This window comes from Seohaeicola zhoushanensis, assembly GCF_014656415.1.
In the GTDB taxonomy this organism is placed as follows: domain Bacteria; phylum Pseudomonadota; class Alphaproteobacteria; order Rhodobacterales; family Rhodobacteraceae; genus Seohaeicola_A; species Seohaeicola_A zhoushanensis.
Map to the genome: position 1 here is coordinate 700975 of NZ_BNCJ01000001.1, position 25326 is coordinate 726300.

Annotated in this window: 28 protein-coding genes; 18 read left to right on the forward strand and 10 right to left on the reverse strand. The window is 69.7% G+C overall.

Going from position 1 to position 25326, the window contains the following annotated elements; genetic code table 11:
* Window positions 1–7: 7 nt before the first annotated feature.
* The 4 genes from IE266_RS03425 to IE266_RS03440 form a co-directional block, all read right to left on the reverse strand.
* Window positions 8–535, reverse strand: a complete 528-nt coding sequence (locus IE266_RS03425; protein ID WP_189678625.1) for a hypothetical protein — start codon at window positions 533–535, stop codon at window positions 8–10.
* A complete protein-coding gene (locus IE266_RS03430) occupies window positions 532–1083 on the reverse strand; it encodes a hypothetical protein (protein ID WP_189678626.1) in 552 nt (183 codons plus the stop codon). Before IE266_RS03430 ends, IE266_RS03425 begins: the two co-directional genes overlap by 4 nt.
* Window positions 1080–2021: an aspartate carbamoyltransferase catalytic subunit gene (locus IE266_RS03435; protein ID WP_189678627.1), complete on the reverse strand. Its 942-nt coding sequence runs from the start codon at window positions 2019–2021 to the stop codon at window positions 1080–1082. Before IE266_RS03435 ends, IE266_RS03430 begins: the two co-directional genes overlap by 4 nt.
* 63 nt (window positions 2022–2084) lie before the next feature.
* Entirely contained in the window at window positions 2085–2735 is a 651-nt protein-coding gene (locus IE266_RS03440) for a scavenger receptor class F, member 2 (protein WP_189678628.1), read from the reverse strand.
* A 53-nt stretch (window positions 2736–2788) separates the two neighbouring features.
* Here IE266_RS03440 and IE266_RS03445 point away from each other — a divergent pair, with 53 nt between their 5' ends.
* The 6 genes from IE266_RS03445 (at window position 2789) to IE266_RS03470 (ending at window position 10257) form a co-directional block, all read left to right on the forward strand.
* Window positions 2789–3556 carry a uracil-DNA glycosylase gene (locus IE266_RS03445; protein WP_189678629.1) on the forward strand — a complete coding sequence of 256 codons (768 nt, stop codon included), beginning with the start codon at window positions 2789–2791 and terminating at the stop codon, window positions 3554–3556.
* Window positions 3553–4152: a metallophosphoesterase family protein gene (locus tag IE266_RS03450; RefSeq protein ID WP_189678630.1), complete on the forward strand. Its 600-nt coding sequence runs from the start codon at window positions 3553–3555 to the stop codon at window positions 4150–4152. Before IE266_RS03445 ends, IE266_RS03450 begins: the two co-directional genes overlap by 4 nt.
* Window positions 4149–4763, forward strand: a complete 615-nt coding sequence (locus IE266_RS03455) for a LysE family translocator (RefSeq protein ID WP_189678631.1) — start codon at window positions 4149–4151, stop codon at window positions 4761–4763. Before IE266_RS03450 ends, IE266_RS03455 begins: the two co-directional genes overlap by 4 nt.
* Window positions 4763–5293 carry a molybdenum cofactor biosynthesis protein B gene (gene moaB, locus IE266_RS03460; RefSeq protein ID WP_189678632.1) on the forward strand — a complete coding sequence of 177 codons (531 nt, stop codon included), beginning with the start codon at window positions 4763–4765 and terminating at the stop codon, window positions 5291–5293. Before IE266_RS03455 ends, moaB begins: the two co-directional genes overlap by 1 nt.
* Window positions 5294–5399: 106 nt before the next feature.
* Window positions 5400–6860, forward strand: coding sequence for an efflux RND transporter periplasmic adaptor subunit (locus tag IE266_RS03465; protein WP_189678633.1), 1461 nt, complete (start codon window positions 5400–5402; stop codon window positions 6858–6860).
* 4 nt (window positions 6861–6864) lie between these two features.
* Window positions 6865–10257: an efflux RND transporter permease subunit gene (locus IE266_RS03470; RefSeq protein WP_189678634.1), complete on the forward strand. Its 3393-nt coding sequence runs from the start codon at window positions 6865–6867 to the stop codon at window positions 10255–10257.
* Window positions 10258–10264: 7 nt separating this feature from the next.
* Here IE266_RS03470 and IE266_RS03475 read toward each other — a convergent pair whose 3' ends face one another.
* Both IE266_RS03475 and IE266_RS03480 read right to left on the reverse strand, forming a co-directional pair.
* Window positions 10265–10681 (reverse strand): NUDIX hydrolase, encoded by a 417-nt coding sequence (locus IE266_RS03475; protein ID WP_189678635.1) that lies wholly within the window; start codon window positions 10679–10681, stop codon window positions 10265–10267.
* 6 nt (window positions 10682–10687) lie between these two features.
* A complete protein-coding gene (locus IE266_RS03480) occupies window positions 10688–11494 on the reverse strand; it encodes a protein-disulfide reductase DsbD domain-containing protein (RefSeq protein WP_308434560.1) in 807 nt (268 codons plus the stop codon).
* A 163-nt stretch (window positions 11495–11657) separates the two neighbouring features.
* Here IE266_RS03480 and IE266_RS03485 point away from each other — a divergent pair, with 163 nt between their 5' ends.
* Window positions 11658–12212 carry a YqgE/AlgH family protein gene (locus IE266_RS03485; RefSeq protein WP_189678637.1) on the forward strand — a complete coding sequence of 185 codons (555 nt, stop codon included), beginning with the start codon at window positions 11658–11660 and terminating at the stop codon, window positions 12210–12212.
* 139 nt (window positions 12213–12351) lie between these two features.
* Here IE266_RS03485 and IE266_RS03490 read toward each other — a convergent pair whose 3' ends face one another.
* Window positions 12352–13299 (reverse strand): L-threonylcarbamoyladenylate synthase, encoded by a 948-nt coding sequence (locus tag IE266_RS03490; protein ID WP_189678638.1) that lies wholly within the window; start codon window positions 13297–13299, stop codon window positions 12352–12354.
* Window positions 13300–13434: 135 nt separating this feature from the next.
* Between IE266_RS03490 and IE266_RS03495 the strand changes: the two genes are divergently transcribed.
* From IE266_RS03495 to IE266_RS03515, 5 genes are all read left to right on the forward strand, one after another.
* Entirely contained in the window at window positions 13435–15141 is a 1707-nt protein-coding gene (locus IE266_RS03495; protein ID WP_189678639.1) for an acyl-CoA dehydrogenase, read from the forward strand.
* 2 nt (window positions 15142–15143) lie between these two features.
* On the forward strand, window positions 15144–16202 hold the full coding sequence (locus IE266_RS03500; protein WP_229863874.1) for an MBL fold metallo-hydrolase: 1059 nt from the start codon (window positions 15144–15146) through the stop codon (window positions 16200–16202).
* Between the two features lie 78 nt (window positions 16203–16280).
* On the forward strand, window positions 16281–16763 hold the full coding sequence (locus IE266_RS03505) for a DUF6173 family protein (protein WP_189678640.1): 483 nt from the start codon (window positions 16281–16283) through the stop codon (window positions 16761–16763).
* A gap of 65 nt (window positions 16764–16828) precedes the next feature.
* Window positions 16829–16963 carry an aa3-type cytochrome c oxidase subunit IV gene (locus IE266_RS03510; protein ID WP_189678641.1) on the forward strand — a complete coding sequence of 45 codons (135 nt, stop codon included), beginning with the start codon at window positions 16829–16831 and terminating at the stop codon, window positions 16961–16963.
* Window positions 16964–16977: 14 nt separating this feature from the next.
* A complete protein-coding gene (locus IE266_RS03515; protein WP_189678642.1) occupies window positions 16978–17589 on the forward strand; it encodes a hypothetical protein in 612 nt (203 codons plus the stop codon).
* On the opposite strand, the gene IE266_RS03520 is transcribed toward IE266_RS03515, so the two are convergent.
* Both IE266_RS03520 and IE266_RS03525 read right to left on the reverse strand, forming a co-directional pair.
* Window positions 17578–17922, reverse strand: coding sequence for an AzlD domain-containing protein (locus IE266_RS03520; protein WP_189678643.1), 345 nt, complete (start codon window positions 17920–17922; stop codon window positions 17578–17580). The genes IE266_RS03515 and IE266_RS03520 overlap by 12 nt on opposite strands.
* Window positions 17919–18635: an AzlC family ABC transporter permease gene (locus IE266_RS03525; RefSeq protein ID WP_189678644.1), complete on the reverse strand. Its 717-nt coding sequence runs from the start codon at window positions 18633–18635 to the stop codon at window positions 17919–17921. Before IE266_RS03525 ends, IE266_RS03520 begins: the two co-directional genes overlap by 4 nt.
* Window positions 18636–18684: 49 nt before the next feature.
* Here IE266_RS03525 and IE266_RS03530 point away from each other — a divergent pair, with 49 nt between their 5' ends.
* From IE266_RS03530 to IE266_RS03555, 6 genes are all read left to right on the forward strand, one after another.
* Window positions 18685–19575, forward strand: coding sequence for a formate dehydrogenase accessory sulfurtransferase FdhD (locus tag IE266_RS03530; protein WP_189678645.1), 891 nt, complete (start codon window positions 18685–18687; stop codon window positions 19573–19575).
* A 72-nt stretch (window positions 19576–19647) separates the two neighbouring features.
* Window positions 19648–20256: a molybdenum cofactor guanylyltransferase MobA gene (gene mobA / locus IE266_RS03535; RefSeq protein WP_189678646.1), complete on the forward strand. Its 609-nt coding sequence runs from the start codon at window positions 19648–19650 to the stop codon at window positions 20254–20256.
* Window positions 20253–20744 (forward strand): molybdopterin-guanine dinucleotide biosynthesis protein B, encoded by a 492-nt coding sequence (gene mobB / locus IE266_RS03540; RefSeq protein WP_189678647.1) that lies wholly within the window; start codon window positions 20253–20255, stop codon window positions 20742–20744. Before mobA ends, mobB begins: the two co-directional genes overlap by 4 nt.
* A complete protein-coding gene (locus IE266_RS03545; RefSeq protein WP_229863875.1) occupies window positions 20741–21553 on the forward strand; it encodes a molybdopterin guanine dinucleotide synthesis in 813 nt (270 codons plus the stop codon). The genes mobB and IE266_RS03545 overlap by 4 nt, the downstream gene beginning before the upstream one ends.
* On the forward strand, window positions 21550–22800 hold the full coding sequence (locus IE266_RS03550; protein ID WP_189678648.1) for a molybdopterin-binding protein: 1251 nt from the start codon (window positions 21550–21552) through the stop codon (window positions 22798–22800). The genes IE266_RS03545 and IE266_RS03550 overlap by 4 nt, the downstream gene beginning before the upstream one ends.
* A 149-nt stretch (window positions 22801–22949) precedes the next feature.
* Window positions 22950–24290, forward strand: a complete 1341-nt coding sequence (locus IE266_RS03555) for a hypothetical protein (RefSeq protein WP_189678649.1) — start codon at window positions 22950–22952, stop codon at window positions 24288–24290.
* Window positions 24291–24296: 6 nt separating this feature from the next.
* On the opposite strand, the gene IE266_RS03560 is transcribed toward IE266_RS03555, so the two are convergent.
* On the reverse strand, window positions 24297–25322 hold the full coding sequence (locus IE266_RS03560) for a hypothetical protein (protein WP_189678650.1): 1026 nt from the start codon (window positions 25320–25322) through the stop codon (window positions 24297–24299).
* Between the last annotated feature and the right edge of the window lie 4 nt (window positions 25323–25326).

Below are 25326 nucleotides of genomic sequence, written 5' to 3' on the forward strand. Positions count from 1 at the left end.
TCCTTGGTCATCGCAGCGCCAGCCAGAGGATCAGCGCCACCAGCAGCATCACCACCGTGAAGATGGCGCCGCCGATGCGGCGGGCGCGCGAGCGGGCCTGGCGGGGAGAGGGGCGCGGTGTCGTCGCGCTGGCCGAGGCGATCTTGCCTGCGGTCCAGTCGGTGGGCACCTGGTGGTAGAACCCCACCGGCTCGATACCGGGGCGGGGGGTCAGGGTTTCGGCGCGGCCCTCGTGGGCGCGGCTGAGCAGGACCAGCGCATGGCCCTTCAGCGCATCGAGGCGGGCGCGGTCGGGGGCGACCTCGGCCTCGGAGACGTCGGCGCCATCGGCGAGGTAGGCCGAGAGGCCGATACCGTCGAGATCGGCCAGGCGGAGGATTTCGAGATGGGTGGCGTCGAGCGAGGGCACGCCAAGCGCATCGGCCAGCGCGCCCGGCTCGTCGCGCAGGAAGCGGACATGCTCGGGGGGCAGGTCGAGGTGGAAGACGCGCACCGCGCGCATCTCGCCGGGGGAAACGGTGAGGATGTCGCTCATGCCGTGCCTTCCTGAACCTTGAGTATCAGGGCATGAACGGCCTCGGGGTCGGCAATGTTCCGGAAGCCGACCTTCTCGACATCGGTGGAATGCTTGTTGTGGTGAAGCCGCTCGGCGAAATGCACGTGGCCGGGGTTGCCCGGCACCAGTTCGACCTTCGTCTCGCGGATGATCGGCCATTGCTCCAGCCGGCGGTGGCCGAACAGGGTCCAGCCGATGAAGGCGCGCAGGGTCGTCAGCGTGTAGAAGGAGTGCCGGGTCTTGTACGCCAGGAACATGGTGCGCCCGAAGGCCGGGTAGCCGATCAGGATGCAGGCTGTCAGCCACAGCCCGAACAGCGCCAGCAGCGCCTTGGTCGTGGGGGCCTCGGGTATCCGGTATGCCATCATCACCGTGGCGAAGGCGATGACGCCGATGGCAAGGAGAGAGCGGTAGGGATCGGTCTTCAGCGAGGGGTCGTCCGAGCGCGGCGCCCCCTGCCATAGAATCCGTTCGCCCGGTTGCAGGATGCCCTGCCATTCAGGCGATATGATCTCGGTCTGCGTCACGCCGCGCGCCTGTCGCGCAGGTTGCGGGCCAGCAGGTCCATCGCCGCCATGCGCACGGCGACGCCCATCTCGACCTGGTCCTGGATGACGGAGCGGTTGATGTCATCGGCCAGGGTGCCGTCGATCTCGACCCCGCGGTTCATCGGGCCGGGGTGCATCACGATGGCGTCGGGCTTGGCCAGCGCCAGCTTCTCGGCATCCAGCCCGTAGCGGTGGTAATACTCGCGCTCGGACGGGATGAAGCCGCCGTCCATCCGCTCCTTCTGGAGCCGCAGCATCATCACCACGTCGACGTCCTTCAGCCCCTCGGCCATGTCGCCATAGACCTCGCAGCCGAGGTCGGCGACGCCGGCGGGCATCAGCGTCGGCGGGCCGATCAGGCGGATGCGGCTTTCCATGCGGTTCAGCAGCAGGATGTTCGACCGCGCCACGCGGCTATGCGCGATGTCGCCGCAGATCGCCACGTTCAGCCGGTGCAGCCGCCCCTTGGCGCGGCGGATGGTCAGCGCGTCGAGCAGCGCCTGGGTCGGGTGTTCGTGCCGCCCGTCGCCGGCGTTCAGCACGGCGCAGTTCACCTTCTGCGCCAGCAGGTCGACCGCGCCCGACGAGGGGTGCCGCACCACCAGCAGGTCGGGGTGCATGGCGTTCAGCGTCATCGCGGTGTCGATCAGGGTTTCGCCCTTCTTCACCGAGGAGGTCTGCATCGACATGTTCATCACGTCCGCGCCCAGCCGCTTGCCCGCCAGCTCGAAGCTGGCCTGGGTGCGGGTCGAGTTCTCGAAGAACATGTTGATCTGGGTCAGGCCCCTGAGCGCGTCGCCATGCTTGTCGGCGCGGCGGTTCAGGGCGGCATAGTCATCGGCCAGGTCGAGAATCGCGGTGATCTCGGCTGGCGCCAGGTGCTCGATCCCCAGGAGGTGGCGTTGGGAAAAGGTCATCGGCGCGCTCCGCTCGTAGTCGGGTGTCTTATAGAAAGGCCGCGAGGGGGCTGCAACCGGGCGTCAGCCTTCGGGCCGCGCCTTCGGGCGGATTGTCGGGGCGCAGCCGCCCTCGGGGGTGCAGCGGCTGCCGGGCAGGCAGATGGTGCCGCCCGTGCAGCGGGTCGCGCCGGGGGGTGAACAGGTGGCATCGGGCAGGCAGAGCGTGCTGGGCGGGCACCAGCGGGCATTGCCGCAGTCGGTGGCGCTGGCGGGGATGCAGCCGCCGCCGAGGCTGCATTTCTGCCCCGGCCCGCAGGACCCGCCGCCCTTGCAGAGCGCGGTTCCCGAGGGCGCGCAGCCGCCCGTGGGCAGGCAGATGCTGCCCGGCGGGCAGGAGCGGCCAAAGCCGCAGTCCCTGTAGCCCGCGCGCAGGCAGCTGCCGTCCGAGCCGCAATAGGTTCCCGGCAGGCAGGTGCGGCCATTGGCGCAGCGTTGCGATCCAACCGGAGCGCAGCTGCCGTCGGGCATACAGCTTTCGCCCATCCGGCAGAATCGCCCGCCGCCGCAGAAGGTGGCGCCGATGGGCAGGCAGGTGCCGTCCGGCGCGCAGCTGGTGCCCATGGGGCAGCAGCTTCCGGTGAGGCAGGCGCTCTGTCCCGGCGCGCAGCTGCCAAAGGCGGCGGCGGCCTGGGCGAACAGGGCAAAGATCAGCGCGAGGGCGAGTCTGGCCATGGCACGAGAGTTGGCGCTGGAACCTGCCCTGTCCAGCCCCTAGGTTTGCGGCCATGGAATCGGCCCCGGACTTTTACACTGCGCGTGCGCTGCTGGAGTGGCAGATCGAACTTGGCGCGACCGAGGCGATCGGCGACGCCCCGGTCGACCGCTATGCGTTGGCCGATGTCTCGCCCGCCAAGGCGCGGGCCGCCGCTGCCGTGCATGAACCCATCGTCATCCCGGCGGTCGATCCGGTGGCCGAGGCGCGCGAGATGGCGCGGGCGGCGGGCTCGCTCGAACAGCTCAAGGTGGCGATGTCCGATTACGACCATTGCGACCTGAAGAAGGGCGCCCGCAACCTTGTCTTCTGCGACGGGGTGGCGGGATCGCGCGTCATGCTGATCGGCGAGGCGCCGGGCCGCGAGGAAGACCTGCAGGGCAAACCCTTTGTCGGCCGCGCCGGGCAGCTGCTCGACCGGATGCTGTGGGCCATCGGCCTCAGCCGCGCCGAGAGCGTCTATATCACCAACGTCCTGCCCTGGCGGCCACCGCAGAACCGCGACCCTCGCCCGGACGAGATCGCCATGCTGCTGCCCTTCCTGCAGCGCCATGTCGAACTGGCCAAGCCCGACGTGCTGGTGCTGATGGGGAACATCAGCTGTGATGCGGTGCTGGGTCGGCGCGGCATCACCCGCCTGCGCGGGCAATGGACCGAGGCCTGGGGCAAGCCGGTGCTGCCGATGTTCCACCCGGCCTACCTTCTGCGCCAGGCCGGCGAGAAGAAGAAGGCCTGGGCCGACCTGCTTGAACTGAATGCCTGGCTGGGAGAGAGCCATTGAAGATACTCGCCTTTTCCGACCTGCATATGGCTCGCGCCCGGGCCCGCGACATCGTCGCGGCCAGCGCCGAGGCCGACCTGGTGATCGGGGCCGGGGACTTCTGCAACATGCGCCAGGGCATCGACGAGGCGATGGCGATGCTGGCGGGCATCACCAGACCCTTCGTGCTGGTGCCCGGCAATGCCGAGAGCCTGGACGAACTGCGCGGCGCGGCCCCGGCCGGGGCGACCATCCTGCATGGCAGCGGCGTCGATGTCTCGGGGCTGAAGCTCTTCGGGCTGGGCCATGCGGTGCCCGAGACGCCCTTCGGCCAGTGGTCCTGCGACATCTCCGAGGCCGAGGCCGAACGGCTGCTGGCCGAATGCAGCGTTGCCGACGTGCTGGTGCTGCACTCGCCGCCCAAGGGGCTGGGCGATGCGACCTCGACCGGGCTTTCGGTCGGCTCGACCGCGATCCGCGAGGCCATCGTGCGGATCCAGCCGAAGCTGGCGGTCTGCGGTCATATCCATGACAGCTGGGGCCAGCGCGGCACCATCGGGGCGACCGAGGTGGTCAACCTCGGGCCGACGGTGAACTGGTTCGAGGTCACGCCGTGATCGACCCGCTGGTGCTGCTGGCCTTCGTCCCCGCCGCACTGGCGCTGAACCTGACGCCGGGGGCGGACATGATGTTCTGCCTCGGGCAGGGCCTGCGCTCGGGGCCGCGTGCGGCGGTAGCGGCGAGCGCCGGGATCTCGATGGGCTCCTTCGTGCATGTGACGCTGGCGGCGCTGGGCCTCGGCGCGGCGCTGGCGGCGGTGCCCTGGCTGTTCGACGCGATCCGCTGGGTCGGCGTGGCCTACCTGCTCTGGCTGGCGGTGCAGGCCTTCCGCAGCCGCGGCGGGGCAGAGGCCCCGGCGGTGCCGGCGCGGCGGGCCTTTCGGGCGGGGTTCTTCGTCAACCTGACCAATCCCAAGGTCATCCTCTTCGTGCTGGCCTTCATCCCGCAATTCGTCGACCCGGCCCGCCCGGTGCTGGCGCAATTCCTGATCTTCGGCGCGGTGCTGGGGCTGGGCGGCTTCGTCGTCAACAGCCTGGTCGGCGTCTTCGCAAGCGGCGCGGGCCGGCGGCTGGCCTCGCCCGTTGCTCAAACCTGGCTGGGCCGGATCAGCGGGGCGATCTTCGCCGCGCTGGCGCTGCGCCTGGCGCTGCTGGAAAGGGCCGCCTGATGGCTGACCGCGACTTCATACCCGTCCGCATCGCGGTGCTGACGGTCTCGGACACCCGCTCGCTGGACGAGGACCGCTCGGGCCAGGTGCTGGTCGACCGCATCGCCGCCGCCGGCCATGTCCTGGCCGCGCGCACCATCCTGCGGGACGAACGTGCCGAGATCGCCGACCAGCTGCGCGCCTGGGTCGCCGACCCGGAAATCGACGTCATCATCTCGACCGGCGGCACCGGCCTCACCGGGCGCGACGTGACGGTCGAGGCGCATCGCGATGTCTACGAGAAGGAGATCGACGCCTTTTCGACCGTCTTCACCATCGTCTCGATGAACAAGATCGGCACCAGCGCGGTGCAGAGCCGCGCGACGGCGGGCGTCGCGGGGGGAACTTACCTCTTCGCGCTGCCCGGCAGCCCCGGCGCCTGCAAGGACGCCTGGGACGAGATCCTGGTGAAACAGCTCGATTATCGTCACATGCCCTGCAACTTTGTCGAGATTTTCCCGCGATTGGACGAGCACAAGCGACGGAAATAGCGCCGGGCGGCGTAGTAACCCCGATATGACCCACTTGTGGCTTGGTGGAATCCCGCCCGGCCGGTATTTTCACGGGGTCCGCATTGCGCGGGGAGTAGGCGAGGGTATGCGGTTTCTGCGGCAAAGTCTGACGGGTGTTTTCCTGGCCTCGCTGGCCCTGGCGCTGCTGGTCTGGGCCGGCGCGATGGTCAGCGGCGCGATCCAGGCCCGGCTGAGCGCTGAGCGGCCCAAGCCCCCCGTGCGCGAGCGGGTCTTTGCGGTGAACGTGGCGACCGCCCGGATCGAGACGGTGGTGCCGGTGCTCGAGGCCTTCGGCCAGGTGCAGAGCCGCCGCTCGCTCGAACTGCGCGCGGCGGCGGGGGGCCGGGTGGTCTGGCTTGCCGACGGGTTCGAGGAGGGCGGCACCGTGCGGGCCGGCGAGGTGCTGGTGCGGGTCGATCCCGCCGATGCCGAGGCGGCACTGGACCGGGCCGAGAGCGACCTGCTCGACAGCCAGGCGGAAGAGCGCGATGCCGAACGCTCGCTGGTGCTGGCGCGTGACGACCTGACCGCCGCCGAGGAACAGGCCGAGCTGCGCGACCGGGCGTCGAAGCGGCAGGAAGAGCTTGCCGGGCGCGGCGTCGCCACGGCGTCGGCGGTCGAGACCGCCGAGCTGGCGGCGGCTGCGGCACGGCAGGTGGTGCTGTCACGCCGTCAGGCGGTGGCCCAGGCCGAAACGCGGGTCGACAATGCCGCGACCCGGATCTCGCGGGCAAGGATCGCACGGGAAGAGGCCGAGCGCCGCCTGGCCGACACCAAGCTGACCGCGCCCTTCGATGCAACGCTCAGCGGTGTCACCCTGGTCGAAGGCCGGCTGGTACAGACCAACGAACAGCTAGCCACGCTGGTGGACCCGCAGGCACTGGAAGTGTCGTTCCAGGTCTCGACCGCGCAATATGCGCGCCTGCTCGACGCCGAGGGCCGGCTGATCGCCGCCCCGGTCGCGGTGCGGCTGGAGCTTGCCGGGGCCGACCTGGTGGCGCGGGGCCGGATCAGCCGCGACAGCGCCGGGGCGGCCGAGGGGCTGACCGGCCGGGTGATCTATGCCCGGATGGACGCTGCGCCGGGGTTCAAGCCGGGCGATTTCGTCACCGTCCATGTCGACGAGCCGCCGCTCGACAATGTCGCGCGGCTGCCCGCCTCGGCGCTGGGCTCGGACGGCGCGCTGCTGCTGGTGGGTGAGGGCGACCGCCTCGAATCGCTGCCGGTCGCGCTGATGCGGCGGCAGGGCGACACGGTGCTGGTGAGCGCCGAGGGGCTGGACGGGCGCGAGGTGGTGGTCTCGCGCACGCCGCTGCTGGGCGCGGGCATCCGCGTGGCGCCGGTGCGCCCGCGCGGCGCGGAACCTGCGGTCGCGGCGCCCGAACTGCTGGAGCTGACCAGCGAGCGGCGCGCGCGCCTGGTGGCCTTCGTCGAGGCAAACAACCGGATGCCCGCCGAGGTCAAGGCGCGGGTGCTGGCGCAACTGGGCGAAGACAGGGTTCCGGCGCAGTTGGTCGAGCGGATCGAATCCCGCATGGGAGGCTGACCCCATGATCCGCAACATTCCCCGTTCGGCGGGCGGCCTGCTGTCCTATTTCACCCGTCACCGCACCGCCGCGAACCTGTTGCTGGTGGTGCTGCTGGTGCTGGGCGTGGCGGCGGTGCCGAACATGCGCACCCAGTTCTTCCCCGACGTGCTGATCGAGAAGGTCAACGTCTCGGTGAAATGGGAAGGCGCCGGGCCGGAGGACGTGGACAACGGCATTGTCCAGGTGCTCGAACCGGTGCTGATGGCGGTGGACGGGGTCGACCGCACCACCTCGACCTCGCGCGAGGGGTCGGCGCGGATCGCGGTCGAATTCGAACCAGGTTGGGACATGGACCGCGCCACCCGCGACCTGGAAAGCGCGGTCGCCACGGTGACCAACCTGCCCGAGGACGCCGAGGATCCGCTGGTGCGCTATGCCGGCTGGCGCGACCGGGTGACCGACGTGGTGATCTCGGGGCCGCTGGAACCGCGCCAGCTGGGCCTTCTGGCCGATGAATTCGTCGCGCGGCTCTTCGCCGTCGGGGTCACACGGGCCGATATACGGGGCGTGGCCGCACCCGAGACGGTGGTCGAGGTCTCCTCCTCCAGCTTGATCGCAAACGATATCTCCATGACCGAGATCGCCGCTGCCGTGGGCGCGGGGGTCGACGGCAACCCGGCGGGCGACGTGAGCGGCGCCAACGCGCGGGTGCGCACCGGCAGCCAGAAACGCAGCCCCGAGGAGATCGCGGCGATCCCGCTACGCTCGAATGCCGACGGCTCCAAGCTGACCGTGGGCGACGTGGCCCGGATCCGGGTCGAGGGCAGTGACCGGGTGCGCAGCTATTTCGTCGGAGACAACCCGGCCATCGCGGTGCAGGTCAGCCGCTCGGAAAAGGGCGACTCGATCGGCATCCAGCACCAGGTCGAAGAGGTCGCCGAGGCAATGCGGGCGAGCCTGCCGCAAGGCGTGCATATCGAGCTGACCCGCACCCGCGCCGAGGCGATCAGCGCGCGGCTCGACCTGCTGGTCGACAATGGCATCATGGGGCTGGTGCTGGTGGTGGTGCTGCTGTTCCTCTTCCTGAACGCCCGCATCGCCTTCTGGGTGGCGGCGGGCATCCCGGCCTCGATGCTCTGCGCCCTGGCGGCGATGTATGCGGCGGGGCTGACGATCAACATGATCTCGCTCTTCGGGCTGATCCTGACGCTGGGCATCGTGGTGGACGACGCCATCGTGGTGGGCGAACACGCCGATTTCCGCGCCCGCCGGCTGGCCGAGCACCCGGTGGTCGCCGCCGAGACGGCGGCGCGGCGGATGGCGATGCCGGTCTTCGCCTCGACCCTGACCACGGTGATCGCCTTCTTTGGCCTGACCGTGATCAGCGGGCGCTTCGGGTCGATGATCCAGGACATTCCCTTCACCGTGATCGCGGTGCTCAGCGCCTCGTTGCTGGAATGCTTCCTGATCCTGCCCAACCACCTGAGCCACGGGCTGGCCCATGCCGACAAGCGGCATTGGTACGACTGGCCGAACCGGACGGTGAACCGGGGGTTCCGCTGGGTGCGCGACCGCTGGTTCGGGCCGCTGATCGGGCTGGTGGTGCGGGCGCGCTATGTCGTCGTGGCCGGGGCGGTGGCGCTGCTGGCGAGCCAGGCCGCGCTCTTTATCCGGGGCGACGTGCAGTGGCGCTTCTTCAACTCGCCCGAGCAGGGCTCGGTCTCGGGCAACTTCGCTATGGCCGAGGGGGCGACGCGGGCCGACACCCTGGCGATGATGCGCGAATTGCAGCGCGCGACCGAGGAGGTGGCGAAGGACTACGAGGCGCGCACAGGGGTCAATCCGCTGCGCTATGTCATGGCCGAGATCGGCGGCAATGCCGGCATGGGGCTGGCGGGGGCCGAGACCAAGGACGCCGACCAGCTTGGCGGCATCTCGATCGAGCTGATCGACGCCGACCTGCGGCCCGACTACTCGAGCTATGCCTTCACCGCCGACCTGCAGGACAGGGTGCGCCAGCACCCGCTGACCGAGGTGCTGGCCTTCCGCGGCGCCCGCTCGGGGCCGGGGGGCGATGCGCTCGACGTCGAGTTCTACGGCGCCGACGCCGGGGTTCTGAAGGCGGCGAGCGAGGACCTGCAGGCGGCGCTGCTGCGCTATCCCGAGGTCTCGGCGGTCGAGGACACGCTGGCCTATGACAAGGAAGAGCTGGTGCTCGACCTCACTCCCAAGGGCGAGGCGGTGGGCTTTACCACCGACACGCTGGGCCGCGCGCTGCGGGCGCGTCTGAACGGGATCGAGGCGGCGACCTATCCCGACGGCCCGCGCAGCGCGACGATCCGGGTGGAGCTGCCCGAATCCGAGCTGACCGCAGACTTCCTCGAAACCACGCTGATGCGCACACCGGCGGGGGCCTATATCCCGCTCGCCGATATCGTCACCGTCGAGCGCCGGGCCGGCTTCTCCTCGGTGATCCGCGAAAACGGGCTGCGCACGATCAGCGTGACCGGCGACATCTCCGAGGACGACCCGGCGCGGGCCACCGATATCTCGCGCGCGCTGGTCGAGGAGATCCTGCCGCGGATCGCCAGCGAGCGGCAGGTCGAATGGAAGGTGGCGGGCCTCGGCGAACAGGAGAGCGCCTTCCTGAGCGATGCGACCACCGGCCTGATCCTCTGCCTCACCGGCATCTACCTGGTGCTGGCCTGGATCTTCGCCAGCTGGACCCGGCCGCTGGTGGTGATGGTGGTGATTCCCTTCGGCCTCGTGGGCGCGATATGGGGGCACTGGCACTGGGGCGTGCCGATGTCGATGTTCACCGTGGTGGGGCTGCTGGGCATGACCGGCATCATCATCAACGATTCAATCGTGCTGGTCTCGACCATCGACGAATACGCCGCCGAGCGCGGGCTGATCCCCTCGATCATCGAGGGCACCACCGACCGGCTGCGCCCGGTGATGCTGACCACCGCGACCACGGTGCTGGGCCTCGCGCCGCTGATCTACGAGAGCTCGCAGGACGCGCAGTTCCTCAAGCCGACGGTGATCACCCTGGTCTACGGGCTGGCCTTCGGCATGGCGATCGTGCTGCTGGTGGTGCCGGCGGCGCTGGCGATCCAGCACGACCTGACCCGCCCGCTGGTGGCGCTGAAGCGCAGCCTGCGCGGGCCGTCACGCCTGCGGCTGCTGACCGGAGCGACGCTGGCGGTGGCGCTGGGCTGGCTGGCGGTGACGGTGGGCTGGGCGGCGGTGACGGGCGGGCTGCTGCCGGTGCTGACGGCACTTTCGCCGGCGCTGGCGGCGATGCCGGCTATGGGCGCGGCCTTCGCGCTGTTCCTGCCGGGGGTGATGGTGCTGGCGGTCGCGGCCTATGTCGCCGCCGCGCTCTCGCTGCGCAGGTTGCGGCGCGGTTGAGGTCGTCCTAGCCGACGGCGCGGGCGAGGGTGAGCACCTCGGCCACCTGATCGTGCAGGGTCAGGCGGGCGCCGAGCACATCGGCGAAGGGCACCCAGCGCGCCTCGGCGATATCGTCGGCGGCCAGCGGGGTGCCTTCGACATAGCGGCAGAGCACGGCGGCCAGCAGGTAATGCACCTGCGTCGCCCCGTTGGTCCCGGCGATCAGCACGTCGACATTGGTGAGGTAGCGCTCGGCCGTCGCGGTGACGCCGGTTTCCTCGGCCAGTTCGCGCACGGCGGCGGCCATCGCGGTCTCGCCCCATTCGACATGCCCGCCGGGAAAGCCCCAGAGCATCACCCCGCCCCGCTCGCGGCGGGCCAGCAGGACGTGATCGTCCTTGAGGACGACGGCGAGAGAGGCAAGGAGCGGGATCCGGGACATGCCCGATCAGTCGGCGGTGCAGCCCCGGATGTCAACGGCGTGCTTCTGCCCGAGCACGGTGAAGCGCAGCGCCGAACGGTCGAGCGCGAAGGGCTTGCCGTCGGCGCTGACGAGGTCGGCCTCGGCCACCAGCGTGCCGCCCTTGCGGGTGGTCTTCGTCTCCGAGGCCCAGAGCGTCGGCGCGCCGGGTTCGACCACGACGGTTTCGGGCGCGCCGGCCGAGGGCATGTCGAGCGTGGCGGTCAGGCGCATCCCGTCCTTCGAGGGCGACAGGCGGCAGCGCGCGGCGCTGACCCGGCCCTCCTTGGCGGTATAGGGCAGGTTCGCCAGCGCGGCGGCGATGGCCGGGTGGCGGCCTGCCTTGAGATCGGCGACATGGTCGAAGTCCAGCGTCGCCGGCACGCAGATATCGCTGCAGACGCCGAGTTCCAGCGTCCCGCTGAGGCGCAAATCACCGCCTTCGCGGCGCGGCGTGATTTCGACCGGGAGGACGACCTGGCGGGTATAGCCGATGCTGCGGTAGCCGCCCTGTTCGAAGACATGCGGCGTGGGCCAGGACATCGAAACGGCGCCGACATTGCCCTTGCCCGACCAGATCACCTGCGGCGGAATCCCGGCATCGCCGGGGGCGCGCCAGTAGGTCTTCCAGCCGTCGGCCAGCGTCAGGCGGAAGGCGGCGAGATAGGTGCCGCGCGCGGTCATGCCGCCGTCGAGCACCTCGAGCTGCACCACCTCGCCGGGCCGCGATTGCGCGGCGGCGGTCAGCGGCAGGACGGCGAGAGCGGCGAAAAACAGGGCGGCGAGCGGTTTCATGCCCATCTAGATGCGCGCGAAGCGTGCAAAAGCCAAGTCACGTTGCGGTCAGATTTGTGACGATCCGCGTGCCGTGCCGGCCCGGGTGGATCTGCGGCTTGCGGGCGGGCGGCTTGGAGGCCATTCTGGGGACAAGGGCGCCGACCGCCCGAAGGGAACCCGCATGGACCTGACCGGAAAACTCCTGATCGCGATGCCCGGCATGGGCGACATGCGCTTCGAGCATTCGGTGGTCTACATGTGCAGCCATGACGAGAGCGGCGCATTGGGGCTGATCGTCAACAAGCCTGCGGCGGACGTGCGGCTCTCGGACCTGCTGGAACAGCTCTCCATCGGCCCCAAGGGCGCGGGGCGCAACACGCCGGTGCATTTCGGCGGCCCGGTCGAGGGCGCGCGGGGATTCGTGCTGCACACGCCGGGCGAGCCGCCGCGCGAGCATTCGATGGTGGTGGGCGAGGAGTTCGCCATGACCGCGACGCTGGACGTGCTCGAGGATATCGCCGCCGGCCGGGGGCCCGGACGGGCGCTGATGATGCTGGGCTATGCCGGCTGGGGTCCGGGGCAGCTCGAGGCCGAGATCGGCATGAACGGCTGGCTCACCGCCGAGGCCGACCCCGACCTGGTCTACGACACGCCGGACGAGGAGAAGTGGAGCGCGGCGCTGCGTTCGATCGGGGTGGACCCGCTGACCCTCTCGGCCAGCGCCGGGCACGCGTGACGCGGGCGGCGGGGTAAACCCCGCCCTACGCGTTTGCCGCAGGTCCATACGCTGGTGGCTGCCGTCGCATGGGGGCGCTGCCCCCGTCTCCCTGCGGTCGACTCCCCTGGAGATATTTTTGAAGAAGAGAAGCCTGGGGTCAGGGCCGGGGCGCGGCGGCGCGGCGCAGGCGGTCGTTGATCGCGAGGCCAAGGCCGCTGGCCGGCACCGGGGCGACGGCGATGGGCCGGCCCAGGGCGTCGAGCGCATGCAGGTGGGTGAAGAGGTTGGCGGCGGCTTCGGCCAGATCGCCCGCCGCCGAGAGGTTCAGGTCGCAGTCCATCGCGCCGAAGCCGAGGAAGAGCTCGCCCGGTTCGGGGGCGGTGGCGTTCAGGCGGACCCGGGCCTGCGGCGCGTAATGCGACTCGAGCTGGCCCGGCGCGCTGAGGGGCGCATTGTGGCCGGGAAGGGCGAGGGGGGCGGCGAGCGCCGCCTCGATTTCTTCGGCGGCAAGCCCGCCGGGACGCAGCAGCGTGGCCTGTGCGCCGTCCAGTCCGACGATGGTCGATTCCAGCCCCACCGGGCAGGGGCCGTCGTCGAGCACGGCGGCGATTCGGTCGCCCAGACCCGCCAGCACGTGGTCGGCCGTCGTCGGGCTGATCCGGCCCGAGGGATTGGCCGAGGGCGCCGCGACCGGGCCGCCGAAGCCGCGCAGCAGGGCCTGGGCCGCCGGATGCGCCGGCACCCGGATCGCCAGCGTGTCGAGGCCTGCGGTCACCAGCGAGGCGATGCCATGGCCCGGACGCAGCGGCAGCACAAGCGTCAGCGGGCCGGGCCAGAAGGCCGCGGCCAGCCGCTCGGCGGTCGCGGTCCATTGGACATAGGCGCGCGCGGCCCCGGCATCGGCGACATGCACGATCAGCGGGTTGAAGCTGGGACGGCCCTTGGCGGCATAGATGCCGGCCACCGCCGTGCCATTCCGCGCGTCCGCCCCGAGGCCGTAGACTGTCTCGGTCGGGAAGGCGACGAGCTGCCCCTCGGCCAGCAGCCGGGCGGCGTGGGCGATGCCCTCGGGCGAGGGGGCGAGGCGGAGGGCGGCGGGGCTCATCGGGATTGACGCAGCGTTCTGAACGGGGCAGGGGCTTATGGCGGGCTGGAAGTTCAACCTGCGCTGGCCCATAAAGAACCAACGCGGCAAAGCCAAGTCCGCGCTGCCCGACACTTGAATTGCCGAGGTTTGATCATGCCCTATCGCGCACCCGTCCCCGAGTATGAATTCCTGCTGCGCCATGTCGTCGGTTTCGACCGTGTCGCCGCGACCGACCGCTTTGCCGAGGCATCCGAGGACACGGTGAGCGCGATCCTCACCGAGGCCGGCAAGATGTGCGAGGAGGTCATGGCCCCGCTGCAGCGCAACGGCGACCTGCACCCGGCGCGGCTGGAGAACGGCGTGCTGCGCACCTCGCCCGGTTTCGCCGAGGGCTGGAAGGCCATCGCCGAGGGTGGCTGGATCGGCATCAGCGCCCCCGAGGAGCATGGCGGCATGGGCCTGCCGGTGACGCTGCTCACCGCCGTGAACGAGATGATGTCGGGGGCCTGCCTCTCGCTCGAACTGGCGCCGCTGATGTCGATGGGCCAGATCGAGGCGCTCGAGGCTCATGCTTCGGAGGCGCTCAAGGAGCTCTACCTGCCCAAGCTGATCTCGGGCGAGTGGTCGGGCACGATGAACCTGACCGAGCCGCAGGCCGGATCGGACGTGGGCGCGCTTTCCTCGAAGGCGGTGCCGAACGGCGACGGCACCTATGCGATCTCGGGTCAGAAGATCTTCATCAGCTGGGGCGACAACGATTTCTCCGAGAACGTCTGCCACCTGGTGCTGGCGCGCCTGCCCGATGGGGTGGCCGGAACCAAGGGGATCAGCCTGTTCCTGGTGCCGAAATACATTCCTGACGAGACCGGCAAGCCGGGCGTCGCCAACAGCCTCAAGGTGGTGAGCCTCGAGCACAAGATGGGCCTGCACGGCTCGCCGACCTGCGTGATGCAGTATGACGGTGCGCGCGGCTGGCTGGTCGGCGCCGAGCACGGCGGCATGGCGGCGATGTTCACCATGATGAACAATGCCCGTCTGGGGGTTGGCGGCCAGGGTGTCGGCGCCGGCGAAGGCGCCTACCAGCACGCGCTGGCCTATGCCGGCGAGCGCAAGCAGGGCCGCACCGGCGGCACAGGCACCATCGGCGAACATGCCGACGTGCGGCGGATGCTGATGACGATGAAGGCCGAGCTCTTCGCCTCGCGCGCGATCCTGATGGCCTGCGCCGGGGCGATCGACATGGCCACCGCCACCGGCGAGGCGGAGTGGGGCGCGCGCGCCGCGCTGCTGACGCCCATCGCCAAGGCCTGGGGCACCGAGTCCGGCATCCACGTGGCCGAGACCGCGCAGCAGGTCTTCGGCGGCATGGGCTTCATCGAGGAATCGGGGGCGGCGCAGTATTACCGCGACGTACGGGTGACCGCGATCTACGAGGGCACCAACGGCATCCAGGCGATGGACCTCGTCGCGCGCAAGATGATGGACGGCGGCGAGGCGGCCAACCGGCTGCTGGACGAGATCGAGGCCCATGCCGAGCAGGCGCGCGGTGACTTCCCCGAGCTGGCCGGCGCGGTCTGGGAAGCCGCCGAGGAACTGCGCGAGGCCACCGACTGGCTGAACGCGCAGAAGGACATGAACGACCGTTTCGCCGGCGCCGTGCCCTATCTCAAGGCCTTCGCGCGGGTGCTGGGCGGGCATTACCACCTCGCCGCGGCCCTGGCCGACAAGGAGGGCGCGCGGGCAAAGCTGGCGGCCTTCTACATCTCGCGCCTGCTGCCGGAACATGCCGGGCTGCTGGCCCATGCGCGGGCGGGCGCGGCGGATCTCTACGCCCTCAGCCTCGAAGAGTTGGCGGCCTGAGGGTGGACGGCGACGCGCCCAGAGCCAGCGGCATCCGCTATCCCTGGGACACGCCGCCCGCGCCGGGCGGCTGTGTCGAGGTGGCGGAGGGCGTGCTCTGGATGCGCCTGCCGCTGCCGATGAAGCTCGATCACGTCAATGTCTTCGCGCTCGACGATGGTGACGGCTGGACGGTGATCGACACCGGCTTCGGCTCGAAGAAGACCCGCGCCATGTGGCAGGAGCTGATGGCCGGCCCGATGGGCGGGCGGCCGGTGCGGCGGGTCATCATGACCCATCAACACCCCGATCACATCGGCAATGTCGGCTGGTTCCAGACCGACCTCGGCGCCGAGCTGCTGTCGACGCGGACCTCCTGGCTGTTCGGCAGGATGCTGCTGCTCGACTGCCAGGAGGTGCCGCCGCCCGAGACGCTGGCCTTCTGGCGCAGCGCGGGGATGGATCCGGAGATCCTGGCCAAGCGGGCCGCGCAGCGCCCGTTCAACTATGCCGACATCTGCTATCCGATGCCGCTGGGCTATAGCCGGATCCAGGATGGCCAGACCATCCGCATGGGCGGGCGGAGCTGGGACATCCTCACCGGCAACGGCCATGCGCCCGAACACGCCACCTTCTGGAGCCGGGACGACAACCTGGTGATCTCGGGCGATCAGATCCTGCCCTCGATCAGCCCCAACATCGGCGTCTATGCGACCGAGCCCGAGGCCGACCCGCTGCAGGGCTGGCTCGACAGCTGCGAACGCTTCCTGCCGCTGTCGCGCGAGGATCACCTGGTGCTGGGCGGGCACAAGCTGCCCTTCACCGGCCTGCCGTTCCGGCTGCACCAGCTGATCGACAACCACCACGGCGCGTTGGCCCGGCTGTCGAAATTCCTCGAGGAACCGCACGCCGCCGCCGAGTGTTTTGCCACGTTGTTCAAGCGGCACATAGGCGAGGAGGAATACGGCATGGCCCTGGTCGAGGCGGTGGCCCACGTGAACCACCTCTGGAAGATCGGCGCGGTGCGGCGCGATCGGCGGCAGGACGGGGCTTTCACCTACCAGACGATCGCCGGGGCCTGAGCGGGACCAAAATCCTTCGAAGGATTTTGACAATCCCCTTCGAAGGGGATTGTGTCGCGCCCGACAAGAGGAGCCAACATGACCGAGACCCAGGACATCGCCACCACCGCCGAGGCCGAGGAGGCCGCGATCCTGCCGCGGCTCTACGAGGTCCATACCGAGGACGCCGCCTGCGAGGGCCTCGACTGCGTGCCCGACGTGCTGAACCACCCGGTCACCGGCAAGAGTGCGGCGCAATGGGCCTACGAGCGGCTGATCCTCTACATCCAGAACTTCGAAAAGCAGCTCGACGGCGAACACGAGGTGGCGATGGGCTTTACCGGCAGCGAGGCCGGGGTGCTGCGGATCGAGGGCATGGGCTATTTCGACCCCGATATCCTCACCTTCTACGGCACCGATCTGGACGGATCGAAAACCCAGATGGTGCAGCACGTCAGCCAGCTGAACGTGATGCTGCGCGCGGTTTCGAAACCGCGCAAGGAGGATCACGCCCGCCGGATCGGCTTCCGGCTGGCCGAACACCTCGAAGAGGGCGGCGACGCCTCGCCACAGGCTGAATGACCGGGTGACACGGTCGGTCGAATCCGCTATCCAGCGGCAAAAGAACACAAACAGGACGCGCTGATATGGCTGAATACAAGCACGGCGAGATGGACATCTCGGATCACACCCGCACCTTCGACGGGTTCATGACCTTCGTCACGCGGGCGGTGATCGTGATCCTTCTCCTTGTCGTCTGGATGGCGATCTTCATCACCTGATTTCGGAGCACCCCATGCTCGTCCGATCCCTGATCGCCGCGTCGATGGCGCTGGCCGTTGCCGGCTGCGCCGCCAAGGCGCCCTTTGCCGATGATGCCACCGTGGCCAAGGCGCGCTACAGCGACCCGGCCCAGCCGTCGATCACCCTCTATACGATGGTGAACAACCGCACCGGGAAGGGCGGCCATTCGGCGCTGCTGATCAATGCCTCGGAAAGCGTGATCTTCGACCCCGCGGGGTCGTTCTACGCCGATATCGTGCCCGAGCGGAACGACGTGCTCTTCGGCATCAGCCCTGCCGTAGAACAGGCCTATCGCAGCGCCCATGCGCGCAGCACCTTCCACGTGGTGCGCCAGACCCTGCCGGTCAGTGCCGCCCAGGCCGAAACCGCCTATCAGCTGGCGCTGGCCAATGGCGCCGTGCCGGGGGCCTTCTGCGCCAATGCGACCTCGACCCTGCTCTCGCGCGTGCCGGGGTTCGAAGGCATCAAGACCACCTTCTACCCGACCAACCTGCAAAGCCAGGTGGCGGAGTTGCCCGGTGTGAGGACCGACAGCTACTATGAAGGCGACAGCGCCGACCTGAAGGACGGCCTCGAACGCTCGAACGCGGCGCTAAACGAGTAGCCAGAGCAGCAGGTAGAGCGTCGCGGCACCCGCCGCGATGCCCGCCAGCACGTTCTTCGTCCAGAGCCCCACCACCAGCGTTACCGCCGCCGCCGACATGCGCGGCAGGTCCGGTTCCCCGCCGGTGGCCGAGGGCCAGATCACCAGCGGCGTCACCAGCGCCGGGATCATTGCCACCGCGGTGTAGCGCAGGTGCAGCAACACCCATTGCGGCATCGCCCGGCTGCCGACCAGCCCGATGAAGACGAAGCGCAGGGCGAAACTGCCCACCGCCATGCCGATGATGACGATCCAAAGCGTGACCGGGTCGAAAGGCGTGCCGTGAACCGTCATGTCATCAATCCTCTGCGGGTCAGCCAGAGCTCGGCCTGGGCGCCGGCCATCATGCCGGCGATCCCGGCGACCAGCAGCCCGAGGTTGTAGGGGACCCCGACCGCCAGGATCGCCGTGACGATCGCCACCAGCATGGCGACGACGTGGGCCGGCGTGCGCAGCATCGGCCCGATCATCGCCAGGAAGGCGATCGGCAGGGCGAAATCGAGCGCCCAGGCCTCGGGAATCCGCGCGCCGACCAGGGCCCCGACCAGCGTGGCGACATACCAGAGCGGCGCGATCAGCCCGTTGGAGCCGAAGAAATAGGCCATGCGCTGGGGCAGGGTCATCTCGGGCTCCTTCTCGAACTGCACGATCGAGAGCGAATAGGACTGGTCGACCGTGAAGTAGGCCGCGAAGGCCCGCTGCCAGAGCGGCGCACCGCCGAGATAGGGGGTGAGCGAGGCCGAATACATCGCCACCCGCAGGTTCACCGCCAGCGCCGAGGCGAGGATGATCAGCGTCGGCGCCTCCTCGCGCAGCAGCTGCAACGCGGTGAACTGCGCCGCCCCGGCGAAGACCGTGACCGAGAAGGTCATGACCTCGACCAGGTTCAGCCCGGCCTCGGCGCCCAGGACGCCGAACAGCAGGCCGAAGGGGCCGGCGACGAAGATGAAGGGGAAACTCTCGCGCACCGCCTTCCAGAAATAAGATTTGGATGTGGCCGACGGCATGGACTGTCCTTAAAGTACGCCCGACAGGGTTAACGGTGTGTGGGAGGGGTTGCAATTGGCGACCGCGCAGGAACCTTCGGATTTCATCATCGCGCCCGATCCGGCGGCGCCGCGCCTGACCCGCGCGGTCGAAGGCGTCGACCAGACCGGCGCGCCCGGCCGCATCGCCGTGGTCGAGGAGCGGCCGCTGACGATCTACCTCAACAGCCAGGAGATCGTCACCGCCATGACCATCGGGGATTACCCCGAATACCTCGCGCTCGGCTTCCTCAAGAACCAGGGCATGCTGCTGCCCGACGATACCGTCACCGGCGTCGACTATGACGAGGAACTTGAAACCGTCGTGGTGCGCACCGCCCGCAAGACCTCGTACGAGGAAAAGCTGAAGAAGAAGACCCGCACCTCGGGCTGCGCGGTCGGCACCGTCTTCGGCGACATGATGGAGGGGCTGGAAGGCGTGACCCTGCCCGCGGGCGAGCTGCGCACCTCCTGGCTCTACACGCTCTCGGCCAGGATCAACCGCACGCCCTCGCTGTATCTCGAGGCCGGGGCGATCCATGGCACCGTGCTTTGCCGTGAGGACCGCCCGCTGGTCTACATGGAGGACGTCGGCCGCCACAACGCCGTCGACAAGATCGCCGGCTGGATGCTGCAGACGGGCGAGGGCGCGGCCGACAAGATCCTCTACACCACCGGGCGTCTGACCTCCGAGATGGTGATCAAGACCGCGATGATGGGCATTCCGGTGCTCGCCTCGCGCTCGGGCTTCACCGCCTGGGGGGTCGAGATCGCGCGGCAGGTGGGCCTCACGCTGATCGGCCGGATGCGTGGCCAGCGGTTCGTCTGCCTCTCGGGCACCGAGCGGCTGGTCTGGGACGCCGACCCGAGCGCGGTGCCCGAGGAAGAGAAGAAGCACCGACGGAAGAGCGCGGCGGAATGAACGGGCAGCAAAAGTTTCCAGGAAACTTTTGCCCAAAGTCTCCCCGAGACTTTGGGCGCGGATGGTGACGGCATGAAGCAACCTCTCGGCGTGATTCTGGCCGGCGGCCTCGCAACGCGCATGGGCGGCGGCGACAAGGGCCTGCTGGCGCTGGGCGGTCAGTCCCTGCTGGCCCGCGTGATCGACCGGCTGGAGCCGCAGGTGGCCGGCCTCGCGCTCAATGCCAACGGCGATGCCGCGCGGTTTGCGGACCTCGGCCTGCCGGTGCTGCCCGATACGGTCGCGGGCTATGCCGGGCCGCTTGCCGGGGTGCTGGCGGGGCTCGACTGGGCGGCGGGGCATGGGGCCGAGAGCATCGTGACCGCCGCCGCCGACACCCCCTTCTTCCCCGAGGACCTGGTACCGCGCCTGCTGCTGGCGGGCGAGGGCATGGCGCATCCGCTGGTGCTCGCCGCCACCCGCGAGGCGAGCAAGCTCTATCGCCACCCGACCTTCGGCCTCTGGCCGGTCGCCCTGCGCGACGACCTGCGCGCGGCGCTTGAGGGCGGCTTGCGCAAGGTGGTGCTCTGGACCGACACCCACGGCGGCCGGGTGGCCGAGTTTCCGACCCATCCCTTCGACCCCTTCTTCAACGTCAACACGCCCGAGGACCTGGCCGAGGCCGAAAGGCTGGCGGGATGAGGCTCTATGGCGTCACCGGCTGGAAGAACGCCGGCAAGACCACCCTGATGGAGCGGCTGGTGGCCGAGATCACCGGGCGCGGATTTTCGGTTTCGACCGTCAAGCACGCGCATCACGCCTTCGACGTCGACCAGCCGGGGCGCGACAGTTACCGCCACCGCACGGCCGGCGCGCGCGAGGTGCTGGTCGCATCGCACGCACGCGTGGCCCTGATGCAGGAGCTGCGCGGCGCGCCCGAACCGCCGCTCAGTGACCTGCTGGCGCGGCTCTCGCCGGTCGACCTGGTGCTGGTCGAGGGCTACAAGCGCGAAGGCCACCCCAAGGTCGAGGCTTTCCGCGCCGGCACCGGCAACCCGCTGATCGCGCGGGACGATCCGACCATCCGTGCGGTGGCCACCGACACCCCGCTCGACCTCGACCGCCCGGTCTTCGGCCTCGACGATATCCCCGCCATCGCCGATTTCATCCTGCGCGAGGTGGGGTTGTGAGGTTCGACAGCTTCGTCATGGTCGACTGGTCCGGCGGCAACGACCGTGGCCCCACGCCCAGGCGCGACGCGATCTGGGCCTGCCGCGCGGGCGCGGCGCCGGTCTACCTGCGCAACCGGCAGCTGGCCGAGGCCTGGCTTTGCGATCGGATCGAAGGCGAACTGGCCGCGGGGCGCAGGCTTGCGCTGGGGTTCGACTTTCCCTTCGGCTACCCGGCGGGCTTTGCCGGTGCGCTGGGGCTGGAGGGGCCGCTGGCGCTCTGGGACTGGTTCGAGGCGCGCATCGAGGACGCGCCACGGGCCAACAACCGCTTCGACATCGCGGGCGCGATCAACCGCCGCTTCGGCGGTGCGGGGCCGTTCTGGGGCAACGGGCTGCAACGCGACATCGACGGGCTGCCCCGGACCAAGGCGGGCTACCGCAACCCCTTCGCCGACCGGCGCGCGGTGGAACGCCAAGCCAGGGGCAGCTTCACCTGCTGGCAGATGTCCGGTGCGGGCGCGGTCGGCAGCCAGGTGATGATGGGCCTGCCCGTCCTCGCCCGCCTGCGCCGCCGCTTTCCGGGCCAGCTCGCCGCCTGGCCGTTCGAGCCGCTGGACCGCCCCGTCGCCCTGCTGGAAATCTGGCCCTCGCTGAACCTGCCCCCGGTGCCCGAGGGCTGGATCCGCGATGAATGGCAAGTGCAGCATGTCGCGGAAACCCTCGCCGGCATGGCGCCCGACACTCTGGCGGCGCAGCTCGACGTCCATGCCCCCGAAGAGGGCTGGATCCTGGGCGTTCCCGCCCCCGCCAGGGAGCTCGCCGCATGACCGAACCGCCCCCGCTGAAGAACGACTGTTTCGCCTTGCCGCCCGGTGTCGACTGGACCCCGGTGGACGATGCGCTGGCCCTTCTGCGCGACCGGCTGGGGCCGGTCACGGCCATCGAGACCGTGCCGCTCGCCGATGCGGCCGGCCGCGTGCTGGCCGCCGACGCCGTCGCCCTGCGCGCGAACCCGCCGCAGGCCAATACGGCGGTCGATGGCTACGGCTTTGCCGGGGCCATGCCCGAGGGCGCGCACCAGCTGCCGCTGATCGCGGGCCGCGCCGCCGCCGGGGTGCCCTTCGCTGGAGTGGTGCCGCCGGGCCATGCCCTGCGGGTGCTGACCGGCGCGGCGCTGCCCGAAGGCGTCGACACCGTGATCCTGCAGGAGGACGTCGCCGCCGGACCGGACGCCATCGCCTTTCACGGCCCGCTCAAGAAGGGTGCCAATACCCGCCGGGCGGGCGAGGATGTCATGGCCGGTGCCACCGCGCTGGTGGCGGGCCGCACCCTCACCCCCGCCGACCTCGCGCTGCTGGCGGCGGTGGGGCTCGACGCGGTGCAGGTGCGCCGCCGGCTGCGGGTGGCGGTGCTCTCGACCGGCGACGAGGTGGTCGAGCCGGGGCAGGCGGCAGGCCCCGGCCAGATCTACGACGCCAACCGCCCGATGCTGCTGGCCATGCTGGCGCGCTGGGGCTTCGATCCGGTCGACATGGGCCGTGTCCCCGACGACCGCGATACCCTTCGCGCCCGGCTCGACGCGGCGGCCGGGGCCGATGCCATCCTCACCAGCGGTGGCGCCTCGGCCGGCGACGAGGACCACGTCAGCGCCCTGCTGACCGAGGCCGGGGCGATGCAGGAATGGCGCATCGCGGTCAAGCCGGGGCGCCCGCTGGCGCTGGGCCTCTGGGGCGGCAAGCCGGTCTTCGGCCTGCCCGGCAACCCGGTGGCGGCGATGGTCTGCACGCTGGTCTTCGCCCGCCCCGCGCTGGGCCTGCTGGCCGGGCAGGGCTGGCGCGCGCCGCAGGGCTTCGACCTGCCCGCCGCCTTCGAGAAACGCAAGAAGCCGGGCCGCCGCGAATACCTGCGCGCCCGCATCCGCGAGGGCCGCGCCGAGGTCTTCGCCTCGGAAGGCTCGGGCCGCATCAGCGGTCTCAGCTGGGCCGAGGGGCTGGTCGAACTGCCCGACGGCGCGGTGCATGTCCGCCCCGGCGATCCGGTGCGCTTCCTGCCCTGGGGCAGCTTCGGCCTCTGATCGGGGGCGCGAATGTGATATGCTTTACAGACCGCCTTACCCGTATCCCGTTTAATGACCGCACAAGACCGACCCCATCTTCCGGGACAGGCCTGCGTTGCCGCGAACAGGTCTCCGTCTGAACCGGAACCGAACCGAGGAACACGGCCATGTGGATTTCCGTAAAAGCCCAGGAGGGCGACACGCTCGACATCATCGCAAAGCGCTACAAGAACAAGGATCCCAAGGCGATCCTGCAATATGACGGCAACAAGAAGATCGCCGCCCGCCTGAAGAAGGGCGAAAAGCTTGCCAAGGGTGAAGTGGTCTGGGTCCTCGACCCCAACGGCAAGGTCTATGTCGTCAAGACGGCCAAGGGCGAGGTCGTCCTCACCGAGAAGGAATACAAGGCCTTCCAGAAGGAGGTCCATGCCAAGATGGATTCCTTCCTCGAACGCCAGCGCCTCAACTACAATTACGCCTGCGACCGCCACGACGCGCAGATCAAGATCAACGACGACCAGTGGTTCGTCTCCTCGGTGGTCGGCACCTTCAGCTCGGTGGACGAGCCGAAGAACGGCTGGAAGGTCGCCAAGGCGGCCTACAAGAAGCTGGAAGGCACGGTGAAGGCGCGCGATTACAAGGGTTTCGAAAAGGCCGCCGCGGCCTGCGAGAAGGAAATCGCGATCTACACCAACGACGTCCACAACTGGATCAACGGGCTGATCGACACCGCCGAGGGCACCGTGACCGTGCTGAAGGGCGTCAAGGAAGTCGGCAAGTTCTGCGGCGTGCTGGCGGCGGTGACCATCGCCGCGCCCGCGACGCTCGGGGCGGCCATGCTGGTCGGCGGGGCGTCCTCGGCGGGCGTCGGCCTGCTCTATGACGGCGGCGAGAACGTGGGCCTCGCGGCCAACGGCATGAAGACCATGTCGGCGAGCGAGATCGGCAAGCGCTTTGCTGCGAACTTCGTCACCGGCGCGATTGCGGCCGGGATCCTCGCCAAGGCGATGCCCCTGCTCAAGGGCCCGCTGATGAAGCTCATCACCAACAACGCCTTCCTCAAGGCGCAGGCGGCCCGGCTGGGCCAGAGCCTGGGCGGCACCGTCTTCAAGAAAGAGGTCGAGATCGCGCTCAAGAAGATCGCGCCCGAGGCCATGGCGAAAGGCACCGTCTACCTCAACACCCAGCGGGTGATGATCGAGGCCACGATGAAGTTCTTCCTGCGCGGCGGCAATGCGGCCCTGCACAAGGCGATCGGCACCGGCAAGGGCGTGCGCTACATCGAGGATGCGGTGCTCGAATGGATCAAGACCGCTCCGAGCGAGCTGATGAGCAAGGATGGCAAGGGCGTCGGCGACGGCGCGGCCAAGGCGGTGATCAAGTCAGGCGCGGTCGACAAGATCTTCGACGATGTGATTGCCAGCAACATGGCCGCCTTCAAGAAGGAACTTCAGAGCGTTCTGGAAGAGCACATCACGCGCGAGCTGAAAAAGCAGAAGGCGGCCTGACCGCCCTCAGTCGAACGTGCCCGCCACGCGCCCCAGCAGCATGAAGGCGCGGGCGGTGCGGGTTTCGGCCAGCGCCTGGATCTCGGCGTCGGTGGCGCTGGGTTCGAAGGCCGCGATCATCCGGTCGAACAGCCGCAGGAAGTGGTGCGCGGCATCGCGGAAGATCGGGTCCTGCTTCATCCGCCCGGCGGTCAGTGCCAGCGACGAGCGGTCGCGCACCCCGCCAAGCGCCGCCACGGCGCGCCCGCGGGTGCCCTGGGCGAACTGGCGCCAGACATCGGGGCGGGCCAGGTCGGGGCGCAGGTCATCCATGTAGATGCCGTCCTGGCTCAGCAGTGTCAGCACGTCCTGGCTGGCCTGGATGATCTGCGCGGTCTTGCGGTCCCGCAACGCGCGGCGCAGGGCGGCAAAGCCGACCTCGTCCTCGGCGGTCTCGGGAAAGTTCAGCGCACGGATGAAATCGTCGTTCGAGGGCGGCGCGGCCAGCGCCTCGGCCGGCGTGCCCAGCGCCAGCGAGCCCTGGTCCTCCGCCGGTTCGGCGGCCGCAGCGGCAGGGCGCGGCGCCGGCGCGTGGTCGCGGTCCCGCCGGGTGGTGAAGGTGGCCAGCGCGGTCTCGGCCTTGCGGGTCGAGGCGGCGATCTCGTCCAGCTTCTTGGCGACCGACAGATCGTTGCCCACGGCGCCACGCTGGGCCTGGGCGACATAGGCCTGGCGGATGCCGTCGATGGCGGCCTGCAGGCGGGCGCTCTCCTCGCGGATCACCCGCTGCGCGCGCGCAGCGATGGCGGCGACCCAGATCATCGCCACCGGCATGAAGATGGTCAGCAGCGTGATGAGGAAACCCTGCCCGCCTGCGCCTTGCCCCTCGCCCTCGGGCATCAGCGCGAAGAACAGGAAAGCACCGCCCAGCCAGAGTGCCGACAGCACGATGGCAACCATCTCGATCCCGGTGATCGAGGGGGCCTGCGGACGATCGTAGATCCCCAGTGGCGTCGACTGGGTCTCTTGCTGGGGGCGCTCGGGGGTGGGCATGGCC